The organism is Hyphomonas sp. (genome assembly GCF_046313735.1).
GTDB lineage: Bacteria > Pseudomonadota > Alphaproteobacteria > Caulobacterales > Hyphomonadaceae > Hyphomonas.
The window spans coordinates 1-22,092 of the sequence record NZ_JBKBXW010000023.1 but is presented as its reverse complement, the minus strand read 5'-3'; the positions used below and the strand labels follow the sequence as shown (position 1 = coordinate 22,092).

Sequence of the window (22,092 nt, the reverse complement as noted above, 5' to 3'; positions counted from 1 at the left end):
CTTCCGGAAAACTTATCCTCCCCCTCTCCGGCGGGTGCATACTGCGTTCATGAGTTTCGCCCTGTCCGCCGCGGCCCGCAGCCTTCTCATCTTCGCCCAGGTCGCGGCGGAGATGCTGGCCCTCGGCCTTGCGCGCCGCCTTGGCTTCGGCCGATTCGGTGCGGCGGTCTTCCTGCCGCGCGGGCAGCACCGCGCCCTCTCGCGCGAGCTTGCCGATCTGGAAGCCCTCACGCGCCGCACGCTTTACATGATCGCCGCAAATGCGGGCCCCCTTCCGCCCACGGAGCAACCGGCAGCACGCGCACCGCGCCCTGTTCCGGCGGCAACCCGCCCGGAGTCACACGCGCCGCGCGCCGCCCGGCTTCCAAAGTTCCGCCTCACAGAGCCCCAGCCCCGGCAACCCGCGAACACCCCGCCAGCGCCAACTCCGCTCGCGCGCCGGGAAGATCCCATCCGCGCCACCGACCTCATCCCTGCCGCCCGTCTCGTGCGCCGCTTCCGCGCGCTGACCGGCGTGTTCGAGGCGCCGGAGCACCACATCCTCCGTATGCGGCACCTGATCTCCGCTGCGCCCTGCGCCGTCCTGAACCTTCCCGCGCCGCAAAGGCCGCCCGCCCGCACAAAGCCCGGCACAGCGGCGCATCTCGCCCGCCTCCTCGAAGCGCCATGTGCGCATCTGGAACGGCTCGTGCTGAGCGAAGCCGAAGCACGCGCCGGGACCAGTGACGGCCCTGAGCCGCCCATCCTCCGCCTTCGCTCGGGATGAGCGCGGGAAACTCTCCCCGCTGCCCGCAATAAAACCTAGACACCTCGCCGGGCGCGCAGCGCTGCGGCCAGCGTGCCGTCGTCCAGATGGTCGAGCTCGCCGCCCACGGGCACCCCATGCGCCAGCCGCGTCACCTCAACGCCCTTGCCGGCCAGAAGGTCTGCCACATAATGCGCCGTGGTCTGACCATCGACGGTGGCGTTCAGCGCCAGGATCACCTCGCGCACACCGCCCGCATCAATCCGTGCAAGGAGGGACGCGATCCCAAGATCCTCGGGCCCCACGCCATCGATGGCCGAGAGCACGCCGCCCAGCACATGATAGCGCCCGCGAAACGCGCCCCCGCGCTCCAGCGCCCAGAGGTCTGGCACATCCTCGACCACGCAGATCAGCCCGTCATCGCGTCCCGGCATCTGGCAGACGGCGCAGGGCTCGACCGTGTCATAATTCCCGCAGATGCTGCACTTGCCGATTTTCGCGCCCGCCTCCGCCAGCGCCTCGGCCAGCGGCTTCAGGAGCTGCTCATTGCGTTTGAGGAGGTGCAGCGCCACGCGCCGCGCCGACCGCGGCCCGAGCCCCGGCAGCTTGGCGATCAGGTCAATCAGCCTCAGAAGTTCAGGACCAGCAGAGCGTTGCGACATGGCCGCGCTATCTGCCTGAGTCTGGGGCCCGTGTCATCGCCTTTGCCCATCTGTGCCCGGGCGTGACGAACCATCAAGGTCGAAGCGCGACCTGCCCCCCTCTCCCAAGGGAGAGGGGGCTCGGTGACAGGTCACATCGGCTCGGTCCGCACGGGCGCGAGATCCGGGAACACCGGTTCGCGCTTCTCCGCCCGGGCCGCAAAGGCTTCGGCCATGTGCGGGGGCGGGAACATTGCGGCGTTCCATAGGCCGATATAGTCCAGCGTCTCGGCCGTCGTATGGTCGCGGCCATAATTGATGAGCACCTTCGATCCCGTCACTGCCAGTGGGTTCTTCGAGGCGATCTCGCGCGCCGTTTCCATCACATAAGCGAGCAGCTCTTCCTGCGTGTCGAACACATCATTGACGAGGCCGATTTCCTTCGCCTTGGCCGCATCGATGCGCCGGCCGGTATAGGCAAGCTCCTTCGCCCAGCCCTCGGGGATGTAGCGTTGCAGGCGCGGGAAAGTGCCGACATCGGCGGTCATCGCGATGTTGATTTCCATGACGCAGAAGAACGCATCTTTCGTGCACCAGCGGATGTCGCCGGCGGTAATCATGTCGATCGCCCCGCCGATCACGCCGCCATGGCAGGCGAACAGCACCGGCATCCGCGCCTCCTCGAGGCAGTTGAAGCTCTCCTGGATCGCCTTCACCGTGCCGCGAAAGGCCTCGGCCAGCACATAGCGGTCATGGCTCGCTTCGGCGCGGGGGCTGGTGAACACGCTCGTATCCATGCCGGCGGAGAAATGCTTGCCGGTGGAGGAAATGACGATCACGCGGGCGAGGGCATTATTGTCGATGGTGCGCACGATCTCCGGAAGCTCGTTCCAGAACGCCTTGTTCATCGTGTTCATCGCCTCGGGGCGGTTCATCTGGATATGGGCGATCTTGTTCTCGATCGTCACATGGAAGGCTTCATAGGACGGGCGCAGCATGGGGGGATCCTCCGTTTGGGGCGGAGTGTAGCAGGCGGGCGCAGCGCGGGGAGGGGTGACGCTGGGGGAGGGCGGTGTGACCGCCCATCCTTCGACTTCGCTCAGGATGAGCTCCGAAGCGCGGTGTCAGAGAAGCTCATCCTGAGCGAAGTCGAAGGATGAGCGGGCCTCGCTGCACCCTACCGCGCTTCCGCCTTCACCGGGCGCAGCAGCAGGCCGAGGATGGCTTCATCCACGCTCGTCTCGCCTTCGATGACCGTGGCGACAGCCTCGCAGATCGGCATTTCGATGCCTTTGGCGCGGGCAAGCTCGCGCAGCACGGGCGCGGTGGCGACGCCTTCGGCTACCGTGTGGCGCGCGCCGAGGATGGTTTCGAGCGCTTCGCCGCGCCCGAGCGCGAGGCCGAGCGACATGTTTCGGCTCGTTTCCGACGAACAAGTGAGCACAAGATCGCCCAGGCCCGAGAGCCCGGTCAGCGTTTCTGCCTCCGCCCCCAGCGCCAGCGCGAGGCGTGTCATCTCCGCATAGCCGCGCGCGATCAGCGCGGCATGGGCCGAGCGCCCGAGCCCCTTGCCGAGCGCGATGCCGCAGGCAATCGCCAGCACATTCTTCACCGATCCGCCAATCTCCGTACCCAGAAGGTCCGTGCCCAGATAAGGCCGGAACGTAGGGGTCGAGATCGCCTGGATCAGCTCCGCGCCGACGCCCGCATCGGCCACCGCCAGCGTCACCGCCGTCGGCAGGCCGCGCGCCACATCAATCGCAAAGCTCGGGCCGGACATCACCGCCGGCAGCGCGCCGGGCAGTTCCTCGGCGAGCACATCGGTCATGAATTTCCGGCTGGAAAGCTCGATCCCCTTGGAGCAGAGCACGACCGGCGTTCCGGGCCTCAGCGCAGGCGCGAGCGCGCGCAGCGTTGCGCGGGTGTGCTGCGCCGGGGCGACGGCAAAGATCGCATCCGCCGCGCCGAGATCATCGAGGCGCGTCGTCGCGCGGATTTCCGGCTTCAGCGCCACGCCGGAAAGGAAAACGGTATTCTCCCGCTGCGCATTGATGGCGTCTGCCACTTCGGGCTCGCGCGCCCAGAGCAGCACGGACTGCCCCTCCCGCGCCAGCATCTGCGCAATCGCCGTGCCCCAGGCGCCCGCGCCAATCACCCCGAATGTCTTGAAATGCATTGTCATGCGCGCGTTGTGGCCGAAGCCGGGGAATGGGGCAAGCGGGGGCTGCCGGTAAGGCCCTCACCTCCCGCCGCCTGCGGCGGCGGGCCCCTCCTCTCCCACAAGTGGGAGAGGGGTTAAGGGGCGCACCTGACCCCTCTCCCTCTGGGAGAGGAGGGGCCCATCGCAAAGCGATGGGAGGTGAGGGCCTCTGCCCTGTCAGACGAAAACAAACGTCCCGTTTTCGTCCTTTACGATCACGCGCACTTTCCGGCCCACAGGGCTTGCCTCTTCGCGCAGCACGGCGAGTTCATCTGGTCCCGCATTGTTCGCAAGGATGCGGCGGCCATCGGGAAGGCGGGCGAAGATGATGCCGCGTTCGGGGCCGGTCTTGCCGTGGGTGACGGTGAAGGTTTCCAGCGCGCCCTCGCAGTCTTCGGCGGCGAGGGTGACCTGCTCCTTCGGTTTGGCGGGGGCTTCTGCGGGGGTGAAGGATTTGGGCGCGGTGGTTGAATAGACGCCGGCGGATTCCTTCGTCATCCAGCCGCCATTGGCGAGGATGAGGCCGAAATCGCCGGGGTTTCTGCGAAGCGTGGCCGCCATCTCCGCAATTCCGTGCAGGGAGTAATTATTGCCGGGGCCGCCGAAGAAGGGCAGGCCGCCGGTCAGCGTCAGGGCGCGCTTGTCCGTCTTCGGATCAATGCCGAGGGCGGCGGCGCCGGAGAACACGGCGCAGGGAAAGCAGGAATAAAGGTCGAGATGTTTCATCTCCGCTGCGCGCCGGCCAGCCTGCTGAAGCGCGCGGGAGACGGCGACATCCATCGCCCAGGACCGGTCGAGCACGGGCCGAACGGAGATATGGTCGTCGCCTGCATCGCCGCCGCCATGCAGGTAGACGCGCTTGCCTTCCGGAATGCCGAGCGCATCGGCCTTGGAGGAGGATACGAGGATCGCGGCGGCGCCCTGGTTGACGGCGTCCTGCGCGATGAACCATTTCAGGAACGGATCGGCATATTCGTAATTCTCGCGCGAGGGCGCCGCGAGGAACTCCACCGAATGTTCCTGCGGAAACTGCGCATACGGATTATTCGCCGCCACCGCCGAAAAGGGCTGGAACAGCTCTGCCATCGCGCGGCGCTGGCCGGAGCGGGTGCGGCCCTCGCGGGCGGCAATGGCGTTTTCGAACAGGCCGTAGAAGTAAGCGGGCGTGACAAGGCCGTGCTTGATCTCCGGCCGCGAGAGCAGCATCGGGCCGAGGCCGCGATCCTCGAAGGCGCGGGCGTCGCCATCAGCCCAGTTGATCTCCACGCCATGCTTGCGCGCGCCCTTGGAGGCGCGGTTGGCTTCCGAGCCGGAGATGAGGACAGCCTCGAACTCGCCCTCATGGATGCGGCGGGCAAACTCGTTGACGAGGGCCTGCGGGCTTTGTCCGCCTACGGATTCGTAAAGCAGGTAGGCCGGGTTCGTGCCGGTCTCGCGGGCGAGCGTGCCGGGAAGGTTTGTGTTGTGGCCATGGGGATGGCGGTCGCCGGGCACCGAATCCTCGAAGATGCGCACGACGGCGAGCGCGTCGATGGCCGCCGCAATGCCGCTGGCGCCGGTGTCGGCGAGGGTCGCTTTCGAGGCATCCGCCATCAGGGAGAGGGGCGAGGGCGCGCCGGCCGCACCGCCTTTGCCATCCCATTGGCTCATCGCCTGGCCGACGCCGACCAGAACCGGAAGATCACCCTTTGCCATGGCCGCATTCCTCTTGAGTTACCGCAGTTTCCGGCGGTGTAACGCGCGCGCGCCGCAGCGGCGAGGGGGGACGTTGGGGAAAGAGATGCGTCCCCTTTTCCGCGAACCTGAACCGTTTCCCGGCCGCCTCACGCCTTGTCTGGTATGAGGCGGCACCGGGCTGGTCCGGGTGAGGCCGCCGCCATACGGAAAGGTGCTGTCATGAAATCCAGGTTTGCTTGCTCCCTAATTGCCATGATGTTTGCCCTTGCAGGGGGCACAGGGCTTTCCGCTGCGGCCGATGGGGCGACAAAGGGCGAAGCGCATTACGAGAACTGGCGGGCGGCCTGGGACGGGGGCGACATTCCCGGCGCGATGGGCGTGCTGAAGACGTCCTGCGAGGCTGGCTATGCCGATGGCTGCACGATGATGGGCTTCCTGAACCAGTCCGGCCTTGCCGGCGAAGTGGATGAGGTTGCCGCGTTCGGCGCGTTTTCGCGGGGCTGTGTTCTTGGGGATATGAACGGCTGCGATTCGGCAGGCACTCTGCTCCTCATCGGCGGGGCGAGTGTGCGCAACTATGCCCGCGCACGCGAGTTGCTCCGCGCCCGATGCGAGCAAGGCTCAGCGGTCGCGTGCAGTGATTATGGGCTGAGCTTTCATCTCGGACTGGGCGTTCCGGCAGAGCCCGCCAAGGCTGCGTTCCTCTACGGGGCGGCCTGCGAGGGTGGCCTTGCGGCCGCCTGTTCCAATCTTGGCCTTCTGTATGCGGAAGGAAACGGTGTTGAGGTTGATCTGCAGCGTGCGTCAGAGCTTTTCACCCGCGGATGTGAAGGCGGGGAAATGGCGGGCTGCTCCAGCCTCGGCCACATGCTGCTGAACGGCATCGGCGGTCCTGAGGACCGGGACGAAGCGATCCGCCTGTTCCAGATGAGCTGCGATGGCGGCAACGAGCACGGGTGCAACAATCTCAACTTTGCCCTTCGCGCCAGTGGCGTGCCCGGAAAGCCGCATTGAAAAATTCCTGACCCGTTCCGGCCCCGATCTGCGCCGGAGAAAGTGAGGGCAGGGCCTGCCCGGTGACAGGAAGGGATCAGGAAGATGCGCAGGATGATCAGGGCTGGGCGCGTGGCAGCGGTGATCGCGGCCGGGATGGCGGGGCTTGCGCCGGCCGCTTCGGCGGTGCCGCCCCCCAACAACGGGGCCCGCGAATTCAAGGAAGCGGAATTCTGGTTGCAGATGGGCCGCACAGATGTCGGGATCCCGTTGCTGGACCGGTCCTGCACCCTGGGCCATGGGCTGGCCTGCACCTATCTTGGGCTGATCTATCTTCAGGAATTCTATCCGACTTACGGCGCCTATGAATCTTACCTGATGATCGTGCCGAATTACGATGGCGCGATCCGGACGCTCGAGCGGGGCTGTGAGCTGGGCCAGGCCTATGCCTGCGCGCGGCGGGGACATATGCTCCGTACCGGGACGGGAGGCGCCACGGACCGGGAAGGCGCGCTGGGCTTCTATGAACGCGCCTGCGCGCTGAATCACGCCGAGAGTTGTCAGGTGGCAGACGAGCTGCGCTGAGCAGCGGCGAGGTCTTCAAGGATCGCTTCCGGTAGGGCGGGGTCCATCACGGCGGTCAGGTGGTTGCCGGTGAGGGCTTTATAGCGCGCGCCGGGGATCTTTGCGGCGAGGCCAGGGCCGGAGCCATTGTCGAGATCATCCGTGCCCGTCACGACAAGGGTGGGCACATCGAATGTCGCCAGCAGGTCTGCGGGCGTATAGACACGGGCAGAGAGCGCGCCGAGATAGCCTGTCAGGCTGCCGCCAGTGGATTTTGCGCGTGCGCGGATGGTTTTGGCGGCGGGCGTGTCCTTGCCTTCAATGGCCTCCTCGATGGCGGCGCGGAAGGCGGTGTTGCGTGCGGCGTTCCATTCATCGGCCACCGCGTCGCCAATGCCGCCGAGGATGAGGCGCCCGGTGTTGCGGCTGAGGAGGTGGAAGCGCAGGGCCGAGATGGCGCCCATCGAATAGCCGAGGGTGGCGAGGGGTGTTTCGCCGAGATGAGCGAGGAGCGCGATCTGGTCGCGGGCGACGGCGTCTGCGGGCCAGCGCTCGGGCGGAGCCTCGAAGGGCGAGGCGCCATGGCCGCGCAGGTCCGGCGCGATGACGCGGTAGCCGGCCGCGGCGATCTTCTGTGCGATGCCGGGCTGCAGCCAGTTGATCTCTGCATTGCCGGAAAAGCCGTGCAGCATCAGCACAATCGGGCCGCTGCCGAGGTCGTAATAGGCGATCTGGGTGCCGTCGAAGGAGGGATAGGTGTGCATTCGCCAAGGGTGGGCGAGGCAGGCAGGGGCCGTCAAGCCGGGCGCTTCACAGGGGCGCGGGGCCCCGCTAAGCTGGCGGCGTGCCCGCAGGTGCCGGGCCGGGGGCGCGCTTGGCCAGGATCTTCATTTCGTACCGCCGGGAGGACTGCCAGTATCAGGCAGACAAGCTGCACGGCGCGCTGAAACCTTATGTCGCCGATCCGCGCGCGGACATTTTCATCGATGTCGACAATATCCCGCTGGGGGTCGATTTTGCCGATTATCTCGACAGCAAGGTCGGGCAGACGGATGTTCTGCTGGCGCTGATCGGCCATGGCTGGCTGAGCGCGCGGGACACCAAGACCGGGGGCCGGCGGCTGGACGATCCGCAGGATTTCGTGCGGCTGGAGATTGCCTCAGCGCTGCGGCGGGGGATTCCGGTGGTGCCGGTGCTGTTTGATGGCGCGCCGGTGCCGGAGGCGGCCGAGCTGCCGGAGGATCTGAAACCGCTGGCGCGGCGCAATGGTATCCCGGTCAACCGCGCGAGTTTCGAGGCCGATGTCGCCCGCCTCGTGCGCGGCCTGCCGGTGGATTTGAAGGGGAGGCTGGCGGCCAAGCCGGAGAAGCCGCGCCGGGGTGTGGGTGTTCGGCTCGGCCTGTTCGGATTGATTGCCGCAGTGTTCCTGGGGATGGTGCTCGTGCCGAGGCTGTTTCCGGCGGACGAGGCGCCGCCCCTTGATAGGGGGGAAGTCCCTCAGGAAAGTCCGGGCTCCGTGCCGGTTGTACCACCGGAGCGCGCTGCGGCAGACGACACCGCGATGGACACGGGCGCGCTGCAGGCTGCAGCTGATGCGGCGGCGATGGATTGCCCGCCGGTGGAGCTGGTTGTTTATTTCGAGTGGGACAGGCCGTCGCTGACCTCGGACGGATTGCGGGCCATCGAGGCGGCGGTGGAGGATGCGCGCGGCTGCCGGACGCGCGAGGTGCGGATTGTGGCGCACACGGACACGACCCATTCGGGCGCCTATGCGGTGGGCCTCAGCCAACGGATGGCGGATTCAGTGGCTTCGGCGTTCACCGGTTTCGGGGTCCCTGCGGAGCGGATCGTGACAGAAGGCAGGGGGGCAAGCCAGCTGGCCGTTCAGACCGGCCCGATGGTGCGTGAACCGATGAACCGGCGCGCCCGGATAGAGTGGACGTTCGAACCTTGAATGTTCCTGCCCGGATCATGAATGCGGCCCGGACCGGATCGGTGAAATTTCACCGACAACGCGAACCTTGATTTTGTCTGTATCGGCTAGTTTCGGCGAAATTTCCATTTGCCGGAGAGCCCTGCGCCGTGCTGTCTGTGAAACGCGCCCTTGCCACGCTGGTCAGCCAGTACCGGCTGAATACGGACGATAAGGACCTGTGCCGTGCGCAGTTCCGCGAATTCGTGCACCAGGTTCCGCTGATGTACTTCATCGTGTCGTGGAATGCGGTGGCGCTGGCGTTTACGTTCCGCGATCTTGCGGGAGTCCTGCTGAGCTGCGGCCTGGCGATCGTACTCTGCGCTGTGTCGGCTGTCCGTGGCATCTGGTGGATTCGCAACGGGCGGCGCAGCTTCACCGATGCGGAAATCATCCGGACGATCCGCATGACGGGTATACTGGCGATCCTGCTGACGGGCTTGTTTACGGCCTGGGGCGTAACGCTTTATCCGTACGGGGACCTTCAGGCCAAGGCGCATTTGACCTTTTTCCTGGCGCTGACCCAGATCAGCGCCGTGTTTTGTCTTTTTCCCCTACGTTCGGCGGCCCTTTCGGTGGCGACGGTTGCAACGGTTCCGTTTTTTCTGTTCTTCTCGCAGGTTGATGACGGGATGATGCTGCCTGTGGCGATCATGCAGACGCTGGTATCTGCCGGGATGGTCGTGAACCTATACAAATACAATATTACGTTCTCCAAACTGATCACCTCGCGAAAGGTGCTGCGCCATCGGCAGCTGGAGGCGCAGAGGCTGAGCGATGAGAACCGCAAGATTGCCTTCAGCGATCCGCTGACGGGGATGCCCAACCGCCGCGCGCTGCTCTCGCGGCTCGAGGAGATTACCGCTGCGCCGCGCGAATGCGCCGGCCGGCTGGCGATGGCGTTCATTGACCTGGATGGCTTCAAGGAGATCAATGATGTCCATGGCCACCAGCTGGGCGATGAGCTGATTACCGAAGTGGGCCGGCGGCTGTGTGCGCTGCGCGACGAGGGGGCGATGCTGGCGCGGATGGGCGGGGACGAGTTTGCGGTCCTGTTCGAAGGCGAGGCGGCCGATGCCCAAGCGGCGCGGTTCTCCGATGAAGCGCTTCGCCAGCTGGCGGAGCCGGTGCGGATCGCGGACCGGCTGTTCCAGATCGGCGCGAGCATCGGCATTGCGGTGGATACGGACGGTGTGACCGGCCCGTTCGAGCTGCTGCGCCGCGCGGATACGGCGATGTACGCCGTCAAGGCGAATGGCAAGCGCGGGGTACAGGTTTATGAGCCCGGCCTCGATGAAGGCAGCATCTGGCGCCGGCGGATCGAGCAGGAAATCGCCGAAGGCCTCGGCCGCAGCGAGTTTGATGTGGTTTACCAGCCGATTGTCGATGCGCGCACGCAGACAGCGGTGTGTGTCGAGGCGCTGGTGCGCTGGCCGGGGCGGCCGGATGGTCCTCTGAGCCCGGATGAATTCATCGGCATTGCCGAGGGCAGCGGATCAATCCAGGCGCTGGGCATGTATGTGCTGGAACGCGCCTGCCGGGAGACGCGCGGCATTCCGGGCCTGCGCCTCAGCGTGAACGTTGCCCCGACGCAGTTCAAGGATCCGGATTTCTGCAATCATGTGCGCGAGATTCTGGACCGCACGGGGTTTGATCCGGAGCGGCTCCAGCTTGAGATCACCGAGCGCCACCTTATTGACTATCCCGAGCGCGCCTCGGCGGCGATTGATGCGCTGCGCGCAATCGGCGTGCGCTTTGCGCTGGATGATTTCGGCACGGGCTTTACCAGTATCGCTTACCTGCAATCCTTCGGTTTCGGCTGTGTGAAGATCGACCGCTCCCTGACGAGCCGGCTTGAAAGCGACCCCAAGGCCGGGTTCCTGATCGCCGGGCTGATCCAGATGGCGCGCGGGCTGGATGTCAGCGTGGTGGTGGAAGGCGTCGAGACGGCGCGCACGGCGGCGCTTCTGAAGACGGCCGGATGCCGGGAGCTGCAGGGCTATTATTTCGGCCGTCCGGGGCCGCTGGAAGGCGTGCTGGAGACGCAGGTCCTGATGGGCGACAGCGCGGTGGTGGCCTGAGTTTCCTGGCACCCCGGCGGATGCCGGGGCTCAGGGATGTGTTCCGTTGGCTGAGGGCTGGTTCCCGGCTTTTGCCGGGATGACATGGGGCGGCGTTGCGGCCCCTCATCCCCAACCCCTTCTCCCGAGGGAGAAGGGGCTTTTCGGGGGTGTCAGAGAACGTCGAGCATTTCTGCGACGAGCGGGTGTCTGACCACGTCTGCCGCTTCCAGCTTGATGACGGCGGCGCCGGAGAGGGCGCCGAGTTTTTCGGCGGCTTTGGCGAGGCCGGAGAATTCGGGCAGCAGGTCCGACTGGTTCGGGTCGCCCGTGATCACCATGGTCGAATGCCAGCCGAGGCGGGTCAGCAGCATTTTCAGCTGGGTGTAGGTGCAGTTCTGCGCCTCGTCGATCACGATGAAGGCATTGTTGAGCGTGCGCCCGCGCATGAAGCCGATGGGGGCGATCTCGATGATGCCTTCGGCGAGCATGTGCTTCAGCTGGCCGGGCGAGAGCCGGTCGGACAGGGCGTCGTAAAGCGGGCGCAGATAGGGCGCGAGCTTGTCTTCCATGCCGCCGGGCAGGAAGCCGATCTGCTCGCCGGCCTCGACCGCAGGTCGGGAGAGGACGATCTTGGAGACGCGGCCTTTCTGGAGGGCTTCGACCGCCTTGCAGATGGCGAGGTAGGTCTTGCCGGTGCCCGCCGGGCCGAGGGCGCAGACGAGGGCATGGCTGTCCATGGCGTTCATCAGCTGGGCCTGGTTTTCCGAGCGCGGCTTCACCGTCTTCTGGTAGCGCTGGGTGCGTTCCGGCGCCCGGGTGTTGGTGATCGTCTCGCCATCATCGGGATGCCAGGCGCGGCCCCCCTCGATGGCGTGGAGATGGGGACCCTTGCCGCGTGCCGGTTCATCGAACCAGCCGGAAGGCCGCACGTCTGATGCGGACTTCATACGCTTGGCGGCGTTGCGTTTACCCATGGGAGGCCTCCTTGCTTGCAGGCATTAAAAAAGCCGCTGGCAAAATTGCGCAGCGGCCCGGTGGAAAGGAAGAAAGAGGGGAAGGGCGCCCTGACAGGGGCGGGCTGCCCGTATCCGGACGGCGAACCTCCGGCGGTGAGGGGAAAATGGATGCCACTCCGGCCATTGCCTCTCCGAATCTGGAATGACTATAGAATAGCAGTCTTATCGGACGGTTAAGTGACATTCCGCAGGCGTAATGATCTGGCGGGCATAGAGGGCAAGAGGCAGGGGAAACACGCATGGCCATTTACGAGATCGACGGGGTGCGCCCCAGCCTGCCGGGGGACGGCAAATACTGGATTGCCCCCAGCGCGGAGGTGATGGGCCGGGTGATCCTGAAGGCGAACGCCTCGGTCTGGTATGGCTGCGTGCTGCGCGGCGACAATGACCCGATCACGATCGGCGAGAACACCAATATCCAGGATTTGAGCGTCATTCACACGGACATTGGCGCGCCGGTGACCATCGGGGCGAATGTGACGGTGGGCCACCGGGTGATCCTGCATGGCTGCGAGATCGGGGACGATACGCTGATCGGCATGGGCTCGACCATCCTCAACCGGGTGAAGATCGGCCGGAACTGCATCATCGGCGCCAACACGCTGATTGCCGAGGGCAAGGAGATCCCCGACAACTCCCTCGTGATGGGCGCGCCGGGCAAGGTGGTGAAGGAAGTCTCGGAGGTTCAGCGCCAGGTGATCGCCATGTCCGCGCATCATTATGTCGAGAACTGGCAGCGCCATGCGCGCCAGCTGAAGCGGATCGATTAGCTTTCCGCGGCTTCGCCCGGCCGGGTGAGGGCGGCGTTCCAGACGGTGCGGACGGTATCGTCCAGCTCGTCGCCGAGGCCGGACCAGCCGAGGCGGCCCTCGCGGGCTTCCATCAGCACATACTGGACATGACGCGGCAGGCCTTCGTCCAGCGCGGCGCGGACCGAGGCCATGGAGCGGCAGGTGCGCAGCAGCCAGGCGCCGGGCATCAGCATCACCGACTTGCCGAGCGGCGACAGGCAGCCGGGCATCTGGGCGGCGAGGGCGGCTTCGGCGGGAAGCGGCGCGCGGGCCATGATGAGGTAGTTGGAGGCTTCGGCGCGGCGGCGGGCGCGCTCGGCGAAGGCGTCCGAAAGGGTCTGGTAGAGGCGCGGGATCTCGGCAACGGCGCGGAAGGTGTCGGTCTCGCCCTGCGCCACGCGCGAGCGCGGCGAGATGCGGCCCTCTATGGCGAATTGCTGCAGCTGGCCGATTGTGTAGGGGCCGAAAGTCTTGCGGCCCGAAAGAAGGTGCCAGACGGCCGGGTCCACCCGGGCGAGATCCACCACCGCAAGGCCGGCAGCGGCGTGTTTGCCGCGGGCAGGCTGGGGGGAAAGGCCGGGCGCGAGGGGCATGTGGGTCAGCTCCGGGACGGTTGCGCTTCTGTCCCGTGCAAGTAGCGTACCGCGAATTTGTTACCGGTGACCCGGACCACTTCTGCGGTGAGATTGCCGACCGTGACTTTCTCCCCCACGAAGGGCGGCTTGCCGAGCGCCTCGAAGGCCGCGCCGGTCAGGGAGATGTCGGTGACGCTGCATTGAAGCATACGGCCACCGGAGAGGGTGAGGATGGCTTCGCCGCTGGCGCGGTAGCGGTCGGAGGCGCGGTCTTCCTCCTCCTCCAGGCCGAGGGCTTCGCGGTTGAGCAGCCAGGTCAGGCGGTCGGCGAGCTTGTCGCGCTTGTGCGGCGAGGTGTGGAAGCGCACGGCAAAGCCGTCGCCGGTATGGCGCACGACATTGGCGACGACGCGGCCGACCTCATCGAAATAGCAGATGACCTGCTGGTCGATGCCGGGCTGTTCCCTGGAGACGATGAAGGCGCCGTCGCAGGAGACGTCCGAGGTGCGCAGCTCATGGTCTTCATTCTCGCCGGTCAGGAAACGGCCGGTGAGTTTCAGCTCGATGCGCTTGAAGCTGCGCCGGTCGCGGCCGGTGCGGCGGCCCGGCTCCGGGCCGGGATTGGAGGTCAAGGGTCGCGTCATCGGCGGGTCCTGATTGCCTGTCCTGCCGCGCGTGCGTCAGGTCCGGGCAAAATGTCACGCCTCTGCGATAGCGCAGGAAGATTTAGAATTGGTTGCCCGAACGGTGGAAGGCGTTAGGCTCTGCACAAGGCAAACATGCCGGCAGAAGCCCGGTATCTGGAGGAAATGCAGCGTGATGCAGGATTTTGACTTCATCATCGTCGGGGCGGGCAGTGCCGGCTGTGTGCTGGCCAACCGGCTCTCGGCGGACCCTTCCGTTAAGGTATGCCTGATCGAGGCGGGCAAGAAGGACACGTCCCTGCTGATCCGGATGCCGGCGGGCGTGGGCGGGCTGATCAAGCAGGCGAATGACCAGAACTGGGGTTTCTGGACTGCACCGCAGCAGCATATGGATGGGCGGAGGCTCTACTGGCCGCGCGGCAAGGGCTGGGGCGGCTCGTCCTCGATCAACGGGATGGTCTATATCCGCGGCCATGCCGGGGACTTCGACCAGTGGGGCCAGATGGGCCTCAAAGGCTGGAGCTTTGCCGATGTGCTGCCTTATTTCCGGCGCTCGGAGCGCTATGAGGGCGGGGCCAATGATTTCCATGGCGGCGAGGGGCCGCTGAACGTGACCGAGAGCCCGCTGGACGGGGCGGTTTTCCGGGCCTTCCTTGAGGCCGGCAAGAGCGCCGGTCATCCGTCTACAGAGGATTTTAATGGGGCGCAGCAGGAAGGCTTCGGCCGCTATCAGCGCACGATCTACAAGGGCGAGCGGTGGAGCGCGTCGTTTGCCTACCTCCGGCCCATCGAAGGCACGCGGCCGAACCTGACGATCGTGTCGGCGGGCTATGTGACGAAAGTGCTGATCGAAGGCGGGCGGGCGACCGGCGTGGAGGTGGCCGATGCGAAGGGCGGGGCAACGCGCACGATCCGGGCCGCGCGGGAGGTGATCCTGTCGGCCGGGGCGGTGCAGTCTCCGCAGCTGCTCATGCTGTCGGGCGTTGGCGATCCGGAGGAGCTTAAACGCCACGGCATCGAGACCAAGGTGAAGGCGCCGGGCGTCGGCAAGAATCTGCAGGACCATCTCGATGTGTCGGTGATCCATGAGATGACTGAGCCGCTGTCGGCCTATTCGCAGCAGAAGGGGCTGAAGAAGCTGGGTGTGGGTATCCGCTACCTCGTCAGCAAGACAGGTCCGGGGGCGGACAATTTCCTGCAGGCGGGCGCCTTCCTCAATTCGCGCTCCGGCCTCGCGATGCCGGACCTGCAGCTGCATATCGTCAATGCCATCATGATCGATCATGGCAATCATGATCCGGGTAAGGACGGTTTCACGATCCATGGCTGCCAGCTGCGCCCGGAAAGCCGGGGCGAGATCAGGCTGGCTTCAGGCGATCCGTCAGCGGCGCCGGTGATTGATCCGAATTACCTGGCCGCCGAGGAAGACCGCCGGGCGATGCGCGAGGCGGTGAAGATCATGCGGGACCTGTGCGCGCAGCCGGCGCTGAGGGCGCTGGCGGGGCCGGAAATCCTGCCGGGCGAAAGCGTGCGCACGGACGCCGAGATCGACGCCTTCATCCGCCAGCGCGGGGAGACGATCTATCATCCGGTCGGCACGGTCGCGATGGGCGCCGGCGAGGCGAGCCCGCTGGATGACCAGCTGCGCGTGCGCGGCGTGGAGGGGCTGCGCGTGGTGGACGCCTCGGTGATGCCGACGCTGATCGGGGGCAACACCAATGCGCCGACCATCATGATCGCCGAGAAGGCCGCCGACCTGATGCTGGGCAAGGCGCCGCTGGCGCGCGAGGAGCCGCGCGCCGCAGCAATGGCGGGTTAGCGCGAGGCGACGAGGCGGAGTTTGGGGCCGGCGCGGCGGGTGTCGGGCGGCACGATCATCGAGACGCGGTGACGGAAGAGGGGCTGGCCGGCGAGCGCGGCTTCGCTGCCGAGCGGCTGGTAGAGGCCGAGCATCCGCGTGCGCGGGGCCTGGGCGGCGCCGGCATCGAGCGGCATCAGGGTGATCTCGATTTCCGCGCGCTGGCCGTTCAGGGTCTCGCCGACGCCGCGCACCACGCCGGGGCCGCCATCCAGGCGCACGGCCTCAAGGAAGGCGCCGGTCATCGTGCGGTCGGGGCCGGACCAGAGATCGAGGAAATTATGGTTGACGAGGCGGCGGCCGATCAGCGCGTCAAGGCGGCTGCCGGCCGAGCGGACGAGCCAGGTGCGGTCCTGCATCAGCTCGAGCACGAAGATGCGCTCGATCAATTCTTCGTTACCGGCGACGCGCGGGCCGGAGGCGCCATGGCCTTTCGGATCGGCCTGCATACGGCGCCAGGCGTCCAGCAGGACGCGGGTATTCGGATGGATCGACTGATCGATCATGGGGCGGGGTAACTCCTGCAGGTCTCGAGGGGACCCGCAGGGCGGGCCGTCTGGCCCCTACAGTCGCAAGGCCCATACCAGAGTCTGCCATTCGCGCAGCAGGCGAGCCGGAACGCGATTTCGTTCGGTTTTGGCCGGTTATTGCCTCTGTCGCGGTATGTAAAACTTTCCTGCCGGGCGAGTTGTGTCCCGTGTCTGCGGTGTCAGTCCGGAACATTCCGGGCATGTTTCTCGAGGGGATGACGTGGCGTGGGGGGCTTGTCATCCGCAGAATCACTGGTTTCTATGGGAAATCATAACAAGAAAATGGCGCATCCGGAGCCTGCCAGGGTTACCGTCTGCGACCGTTTCACCGTGAAACCCGCCTCCCAGGAAGGAAACACCCGTGTTGAAATTCGAAGTTACTGCCGCCGGCCACAAGGCCTGGCGGACCGCTCTTACTTTTGGCGTCAGCCTTGGGGCCATGGCCGCGATGTCGGCGCCCGCCCTCGCGCAGGAACAGGCCCAGGACCAGGAAGCTGAATCGACCCGCACGCTGCAGACGATCACCATTACCGCCACCAAGCGGGAACAGACGCTGCAGGATGTGCCGATCGCGGTGTCGGTCGTCGATGATGCGACGATCGAGCGGGCGGTGATCGTTGACCTCAACGACCTGCAATCGCTCGTGCCCTCGCTGCGCGTCGGCCAGCTGCAATCTTCTGCGAACACCAACTTCATTATCCGGGGCTTCGGCAACGGGGCCAACAATGCCGGCATCGAGCCGTCGGTCGGCGTGTTCATCGACGGCGTTTACCGCTCGCGCTCGGCGGCGCAGATCTCCGACCTGCCGAACATCCAGCGGGTCGAAGTGCTGCGCGGGCCGCAATCGACGCTGTTCGGCAAGAATGCTTCGGCCGGCGTCATCTCGGTCGTCACCCAGCGTCCCGACTTCGAGTTCGGCGGCTCGGCGGACCTGACGATCAGCAATGAGAATGGTTACCGGGCGAATGCCTATGTGACCGGGCCGCTGGCGGAGAACCTCGCCGGTGCCTTCAGCGCTACCTGGAACACGCGTGACGGCTATGTCGATGATGTCGGCTCCGGTCTCAAGACGAATGAGCGTGACCGCTGGGGCCTGCGCGGCGACCTGCTGTTCGAGCCGACGACGGACACGACCTTCCGCCTGCTGGCCGATTATGACCGGATTGACGAGCTGTGCTGCGCGGCCGGGAATATCGTGGATGGCCCGACGGGCGACATCGTCCGCGCGCTGGGCGGCAATATCATCTCGCAGGCGCCGTTCGCTTACCGGGTGGCATATAACTACGGCTCGACCAACAAGATCGACAATGGCGGGATCTCGCTTCAGGCCGATCACGAGTTCTCGAACATGCGGCTGACCTCGATCACCGCCTACCGGGAATCGAAGCTGCGCACGAACCAGGATTCGGACTTCACGAGCGCCGACCTCCTGTCTGAAAACTCCAACCGCACGGATATCGAGACCTTCACCCAGGAGATCCGCCTCGCCTCCACGGGCGGCGACCGGCTCGACTGGATGGTCGGCGGCTTCTATTTCGATGAGAAGGTGACGATCGAGAACGCACTGCTCTATGGCACGGATTTCCGGGGCTATGCGGACATTCTCAGCCTCGTCCTGTCGGGCGCGCCGGGAACGCCGCAGCAGCTCCTGCAGGCGATCAATGCGGGCCTCGTCGCGCCGCCCTTCGCGCAGGTCGAGGGCGCTCTGGGCCTGCCGGTCGGCACGACGTTCGGCCAGGCCGGGCAGGGCATGCGCGAGCAGTTCGGCCAGGACAACGAGTCCTGGTCGATCTTCGGCACGGTCGACTACCGCGTGACGGACCGGCTGACGGCGACGGTGGGCCTGAACTATACCGAGGACAAGAAGGCGGCCTATGGCAACATTGCCAATACCGACCTGTTCTCGTCGCTGGACTTCGTGGCGATCGGCTTTGCCCAGACGCTCGCAGGCTTTGGCGTGAATGCGCAGGACCCGGCCCAGGTGGCAGCGTTTGCGCAGGCAAACCCGGCGGCCTTTGGCGCGATCCAGGCGGCGGTGCAGGATCCGGCGCAGAACCCGCTGCTGGCGCTGCGCCCGCTGCAATTCCTGCCGCCTTTCCTCGGCTTCCCGAATGCGGTCGAGAGCGGCCGGACGAAGGACACCAACACGACCTACACGCTGCGCCTTGCCTATGACATCAACGACAACCTGAACGCCTATGTGTCGTATGCCACCGGCTTCAAGGCGACGTCGTGGAACCTGTCGCGCGACGCGCGGCCCTTCGCGAGCGACTTCATCCCCGGCTCGCCGGTGACCAGCCCGCCGGGCTCGCCCATCCGCAATGCCGGGCTCGCCCTGCCGAACCTCGGCAACGGTACCCGGTTTGCCGGGCCGGAAGAGGCGGCGGTGTTCGAGATCGGCCTGAAGGCGGCGTATTCCAACGTGGCGTTCAATGTGGCGGTGTTCGACCAGCAGATCGAAGGCTTCCAGCAGAACGTGTTCACGGGCACGGGCTTCGCGCTCGCCAATGCGGGCAAGCAGTCCAATCGCGGCCTTGAATTCGATGTGAACTGGTCGCCGGTGGATTCGCTGCGCCTTGTCTATGCCGGCACGTGGCAGGACCCGAAATATGACAGCTTCCCGGACTCGCCGAGCGGCGACCTGTCGGGCCGCAAGCCGTCGGGCATTCCGGAATATACGAGCTCGCTGATGGCGACGTATTTCTACACGCTGAATGGCTGGGACGGCTTCGTGCAGGGCGACTGGCAGTATGAGAGCCCGGCCGACTTCTTCGACAGCCCTGTCGATCAGGCCGGTGTCGGCATCCGCAAGGAGGTGAACACCTTCAATGCCTCGACCGGGCTGAATTTCGGCAATGGCCTCGGCGCAACCCTGTGGGCACGCAACCTGTTCAATGACGAATACATCACGACGGCCTTCGTCGGCGTCGCGCAGCAAGGCACGTATCTGGGCTATCCGGTCCAGCCGCGCAGCTATGGCATCACGCTGCGCAAGACGTTCTGATCCGCAGGCAGAGCACATAAAACGGAAAGCCCCGCCCTCACCGGCGGGGCTTTTTTCCGGGCGGCGTGCTCAGTTGTTGCGGCGGGCAAACAGGCAGAGCGCGGCGCCGAAGAGGACGGCCGCCTCGAAGGCGATGAAGCCGGTATAGGCCGAGGTCGGCGCCGGGCCCATCAGCAGGGCGGCGGCGCGGGCGAAGATGTAGCCGCCCATATAGGTGACGAGGAACCAGAGCGCCGGGGCGCGCAGGCCGGCGCGCAGCACGCCGCCAAGGCAGAGGAGGCCCGCGCCGAGGCTGACCCCGCCATAGATGCCGCGCAGCTCATAGGCGCCGTTGGGGCCTGAGACCTCGACACCAAGGCTTGCGGCCATGCCGATCGGGTTCAGGAAGGAGACCGCCGCAAAGGCGAGGAAGAGAAGGCCTGTGAGGCCAAGGAAGGCACGTGTCAGCATGACCCTCACATAGAGGGAGAGATAAAGGGAGGCAAATGCCTGCCGGAATGCCTAGATGGACGGGGTAACATGAACCTCGCCGCGCGCCCGCTGCTGGCAGGCGCGCCGGAGAGGCAGCAGGAGACAGTATGACCGAACCTGGCATGACGCCGCCGGGAGGGCGCGCGCCCCTCATCAACGCCCCCTTGCCGCTGACGGTGTTTGCCGTGCTGCTGATCGCGCTGCACGGGGTGCGCGAGTTTGCGCCGCAGGGCTTCCAGAACGAGATCCTCTATCATGGCGCGCTGATCCCGGAGCGGTTCTGGGGCTGGCTGACCGGGGCGTTTCCCGGGCCTATCGGCGTGCCGGCCTATGGCAATGCGCTGGAGGCGGCGGCGCCGTTGGCGCTCAGCGCGCTCATCCATGGCGACTGGTTCCATGTGGTGCTGAATGCGGCCTTCTGGGTGGCGGTCGGCAAGCCGGTGCTGGAGATGATCTCCGGCCTGCGCGGGCGCGGCGGGGCAGGGGCGGCAGCGGTTCTGTTCATCCTGTTCTTCCTGTCACAGGCGGCCGGCGGCGCGGTCTATTATCTCGTGCACAATCCCTATGGGCCGGTTGCGGTCGGCGCCTCGGGCGGGGTCAGCGGCGTGCTGGGGGCGCTGTTCCTGATGCGGGACGGGGCGCGGGCACGCATCCTGTCGCGCAATTTCATCTCGGTGGCTGTGATCTTCACCATCGCGAACGCGCTGCTGGCTTTCATGGGCCCGGCGATGCTGGGCGCGGGGATTGCCTGGGAGGTGCACCTTGGCGGATTTGCAGCGGGCGCGCTGATCGGGCGGTTCCTGATCTGGGACGCGCTGCGCCGGGCGGGGCCGTGAGGGCTGGCGGCCCCCGATTCGCTTTCCCGGTCGCCTTCGCGCGGCGCGTGTGATAGCTTCGCGTAAGGTGAGATGGCCCCTGAAGGCTGCCGCCGGAACGGGAGGATGGAATGATCATAGAGCAGATTCTGAAAGACAAGGGCCGGGAAGTCGTGACCCTGAAGGCTGGCCAGAGCCTGCGCGCCGCTGCGCAGCTCCTCGATGAGCGCCGGATCGGCGCAGTTGTGGTGGTCGGCGAGGATGACGGCATTGTCGGCGTGCTTTCAGAGCGGGACATTGTGCGCCAAGTGGCGCGCCTCGGCGCGGAGGCGCTGGACATGGAAGTGGGCAGCGCGATGACGCGCGCGGTCGTGACCGTGGAAGCAGAAGAGCCGATCCGCAGCGCCCTGCAGCTGATGACCGACCGCCGGATCCGCCATTTGCCGGTCGTGCGCAATGCGCGCCTGACCGGATTTGTCTCCATTGGCGACCTGGTGAAATGGAAGATCGCGGAGACCGAAGCCGAGGCCGAAGCGATGAAATCCTACCTTTCAGCCCAGTTCTGAAAGGCTTTTTTAGTCGAATCTCCGGGTTGCAGGCTCCGGTACAGGGCTGATCCCGCTGGCGCGCCGCCGCAAGAAAATGCGGTGAAGCTGTGAAATTCGATGATTCAGCTCTTGCGGTGCGAAGAAGGGGTGGCTACATCGCGCACTTCGCTGAAGCAGCCCACGGGCCGCCGACGCGATGACCCCCAGATGGTCGCTCGATGCAAGAAAGGGCTTGCCCTTTACGCCGAACAGCGGCTATATGTGCGGTTCCTCTGAATGCCTGAACGTTTGGGCCGAGACATCGGCTTAAGGGTTCTTTTGGCCCCAAAATCCAGCTCTCCGATGGTAAATCGGAAAACTGCAGAAGGGTCAAAAAAGTCGGTTGACGGGGAAAAACGCGGCTGTATAAGCCGCCACTTCCGGACGGGGCCGCGGGCTTCTGAAGGGCACCAAAGGGACCTCGGTTCCGGCTGTTTGACATCGTAAGAGATAGGAAGAGAAACGCAGGCGGCGTAATTGCTTGCGGACCTCGCAAGAGGTCCAAAAGATTACGACGATTTGTGTTTCTTGAGAATTCTTTTTCCATCGGCCAGGTCTTCGGATCTGTCCTTTGTGACAAAGGGTTCTCGTCAAAGAACGCAATACTTATGCTTTTAGCAAAGTGACCGTCCCATTTTCCTGGGATGGTATCGTCAGATCAACTCAACTTGAGAGTTTGATTCTGGCTCAGAACGAACGCTGGCGGCAGGCCTAACACATGCAAGTCGAACGATATAGTGGCAGACGGGTGAGTAACGCGTGGGAACGTACCTTTCGCTACGGAATAGCACCGGGAAACTGGTGGTAATACCGTATACGCCCTCCGGGGGAAAGATTTATCGGCGAAAGATCGGCCCGCGTTGGATTAGCTAGTTGGTGAGGTAATGGCTCACAAAGGCGACGATCCATAGCTGGTCTGAGAGGATGATCAGCCACACTGGGACTG

General features: G+C 65.5%; 20 protein-coding genes and 1 rRNA gene. 11 read left to right on the top strand and 10 right to left on the bottom strand.

Annotated elements, in window-relative coordinates; all coding sequences use genetic code 11:
• The first annotated feature begins 49 nt into the window (after positions 1-49).
• Complete coding sequence (locus ACK4SV_RS12005; protein WP_409918072.1) at positions 50-766, top strand: hypothetical protein; 717 nt, start codon at positions 50-52, stop codon at positions 764-766.
• 35 nt (positions 767-801) lie between these two features.
• On the opposite strand, the gene recR is transcribed toward ACK4SV_RS12005, so the two are convergent.
• The 4 genes from recR to ACK4SV_RS11985 form a co-directional block, all read right to left on the bottom strand.
• A complete protein-coding gene (gene recR / locus ACK4SV_RS12000; protein ID WP_409918071.1) occupies positions 802-1,407 on the bottom strand; it encodes a recombination mediator RecR in 606 nt (201 codons plus the stop codon).
• 131 nt (positions 1,408-1,538) lie between these two features.
• Positions 1,539-2,384, bottom strand: coding sequence for a crotonase/enoyl-CoA hydratase family protein (locus ACK4SV_RS11995; protein ID WP_409918070.1), 846 nt, complete (start codon positions 2,382-2,384; stop codon positions 1,539-1,541).
• Between the two features lie 179 nt (positions 2,385-2,563).
• Entirely contained in the window at positions 2,564-3,568 is a 1,005-nt protein-coding gene (locus tag ACK4SV_RS11990; protein WP_409918069.1) for an NAD(P)H-dependent glycerol-3-phosphate dehydrogenase, read from the bottom strand.
• 195 nt (positions 3,569-3,763) lie between these two features.
• The gene (locus ACK4SV_RS11985) at positions 3,764-5,281 is read right to left on the bottom strand and encodes an acetyl-CoA acetyltransferase (protein ID WP_409918068.1); all 1,518 of its coding nucleotides are present in this window, start codon (positions 5,279-5,281) and stop codon (positions 3,764-3,766) included.
• A gap of 201 nt (positions 5,282-5,482) precedes the next feature.
• Here ACK4SV_RS11985 and ACK4SV_RS11980 point away from each other — a divergent pair, with 201 nt between their 5' ends.
• On the top strand, positions 5,483-6,277 hold the full coding sequence (locus tag ACK4SV_RS11980) for a tetratricopeptide repeat protein (RefSeq protein WP_409918067.1): 795 nt from the start codon (positions 5,483-5,485) through the stop codon (positions 6,275-6,277).
• 93 nt (positions 6,278-6,370) lie between these two features.
• Positions 6,371-6,841 carry a hypothetical protein gene (locus ACK4SV_RS11975; protein ID WP_409918066.1) on the top strand — a complete coding sequence of 157 codons (471 nt, stop codon included), beginning with the start codon at positions 6,371-6,373 and terminating at the stop codon, positions 6,839-6,841.
• Here ACK4SV_RS11975 and ACK4SV_RS11970 read toward each other — a convergent pair.
• Entirely contained in the window at positions 6,817-7,620 is an 804-nt protein-coding gene (locus ACK4SV_RS11970) for an alpha/beta fold hydrolase (protein WP_409918065.1), read from the bottom strand. The two genes, ACK4SV_RS11975 and ACK4SV_RS11970, sit on opposite strands and share 25 nt — an antisense overlap.
• Before the next feature lie 74 nt (positions 7,621-7,694).
• On the opposite strand from ACK4SV_RS11970, the gene ACK4SV_RS11965 reads away from it, so the two are divergent.
• Both ACK4SV_RS11965 and ACK4SV_RS11960 read left to right on the top strand, forming a co-directional pair.
• Positions 7,695-8,774, top strand: a complete 1,080-nt coding sequence (locus tag ACK4SV_RS11965) for an OmpA family protein (protein WP_409918064.1) — start codon at positions 7,695-7,697, stop codon at positions 8,772-8,774.
• Between the two features lie 128 nt (positions 8,775-8,902).
• On the top strand, positions 8,903-10,873 hold the full coding sequence (locus ACK4SV_RS11960) for a putative bifunctional diguanylate cyclase/phosphodiesterase (RefSeq protein WP_409918063.1): 1,971 nt from the start codon (positions 8,903-8,905) through the stop codon (positions 10,871-10,873).
• A gap of 152 nt (positions 10,874-11,025) precedes the next feature.
• Here ACK4SV_RS11960 and ACK4SV_RS11955 read toward each other — a convergent pair whose 3' ends face one another.
• Entirely contained in the window at positions 11,026-11,829 is an 804-nt protein-coding gene (locus ACK4SV_RS11955; protein ID WP_409918062.1) for a PhoH family protein, read from the bottom strand.
• 281 nt (positions 11,830-12,110) lie between these two features.
• Here ACK4SV_RS11955 and ACK4SV_RS11950 point away from each other — a divergent pair, with 281 nt between their 5' ends.
• Positions 12,111-12,641, top strand: a complete 531-nt coding sequence (locus ACK4SV_RS11950; RefSeq protein WP_409918061.1) for a gamma carbonic anhydrase family protein — start codon at positions 12,111-12,113, stop codon at positions 12,639-12,641.
• On the opposite strand, the gene ACK4SV_RS11945 is transcribed toward ACK4SV_RS11950, so the two are convergent.
• Both ACK4SV_RS11945 and ACK4SV_RS11940 read right to left on the bottom strand, forming a co-directional pair.
• On the bottom strand, positions 12,638-13,255 hold the full coding sequence (locus ACK4SV_RS11945) for a DUF4339 domain-containing protein (RefSeq protein ID WP_409918060.1): 618 nt from the start codon (positions 13,253-13,255) through the stop codon (positions 12,638-12,640). The genes ACK4SV_RS11950 and ACK4SV_RS11945 overlap by 4 nt on opposite strands.
• Before the next feature lie 5 nt (positions 13,256-13,260).
• Positions 13,261-13,881 carry a PilZ domain-containing protein gene (locus ACK4SV_RS11940; protein WP_409918059.1) on the bottom strand — a complete coding sequence of 207 codons (621 nt, stop codon included), beginning with the start codon at positions 13,879-13,881 and terminating at the stop codon, positions 13,261-13,263.
• Between the two features lie 175 nt (positions 13,882-14,056).
• Here ACK4SV_RS11940 and ACK4SV_RS11935 point away from each other — a divergent pair, with 175 nt between their 5' ends.
• A complete protein-coding gene (locus ACK4SV_RS11935; RefSeq protein WP_409918058.1) occupies positions 14,057-15,700 on the top strand; it encodes a choline dehydrogenase in 1,644 nt (547 codons plus the stop codon).
• Here the strand turns inward: ACK4SV_RS11935 and ACK4SV_RS11930 are convergent.
• Positions 15,697-16,245, bottom strand: a complete 549-nt coding sequence (locus ACK4SV_RS11930) for a PAS domain-containing protein (RefSeq protein WP_409918057.1) — start codon at positions 16,243-16,245, stop codon at positions 15,697-15,699. The genes ACK4SV_RS11935 and ACK4SV_RS11930 overlap by 4 nt on opposite strands.
• A gap of 388 nt (positions 16,246-16,633) precedes the next feature.
• Here ACK4SV_RS11930 and ACK4SV_RS11925 point away from each other — a divergent pair, with 388 nt between their 5' ends.
• On the top strand, positions 16,634-19,273 hold the full coding sequence (locus tag ACK4SV_RS11925; protein WP_409918056.1) for a TonB-dependent receptor: 2,640 nt from the start codon (positions 16,634-16,636) through the stop codon (positions 19,271-19,273).
• Between the two features lie 69 nt (positions 19,274-19,342).
• Here the strand turns inward: ACK4SV_RS11925 and ACK4SV_RS11920 are convergent, their stop codons facing one another.
• Entirely contained in the window at positions 19,343-19,723 is a 381-nt protein-coding gene (locus ACK4SV_RS11920) for a DUF4345 family protein (protein ID WP_409918055.1), read from the bottom strand.
• A gap of 128 nt (positions 19,724-19,851) precedes the next feature.
• Here ACK4SV_RS11920 and ACK4SV_RS11915 point away from each other — a divergent pair, with 128 nt between their 5' ends.
• From ACK4SV_RS11915 to ACK4SV_RS11905, 3 genes are all read left to right on the top strand, one after another.
• Complete coding sequence (locus tag ACK4SV_RS11915; RefSeq protein WP_409918054.1) at positions 19,852-20,580, top strand: rhomboid family intramembrane serine protease; 729 nt, start codon at positions 19,852-19,854, stop codon at positions 20,578-20,580.
• Positions 20,581-20,690: 110 nt separating this feature from the next.
• Positions 20,691-21,125, top strand: a complete 435-nt coding sequence (locus ACK4SV_RS11910) for a CBS domain-containing protein (RefSeq protein WP_409918053.1) — start codon at positions 20,691-20,693, stop codon at positions 21,123-21,125.
• A 685-nt stretch (positions 21,126-21,810) separates the two neighbouring features.
• A 16S ribosomal RNA gene (locus ACK4SV_RS11905) occupies positions 21,811-22,092 on the top strand; the annotation flags it as partial.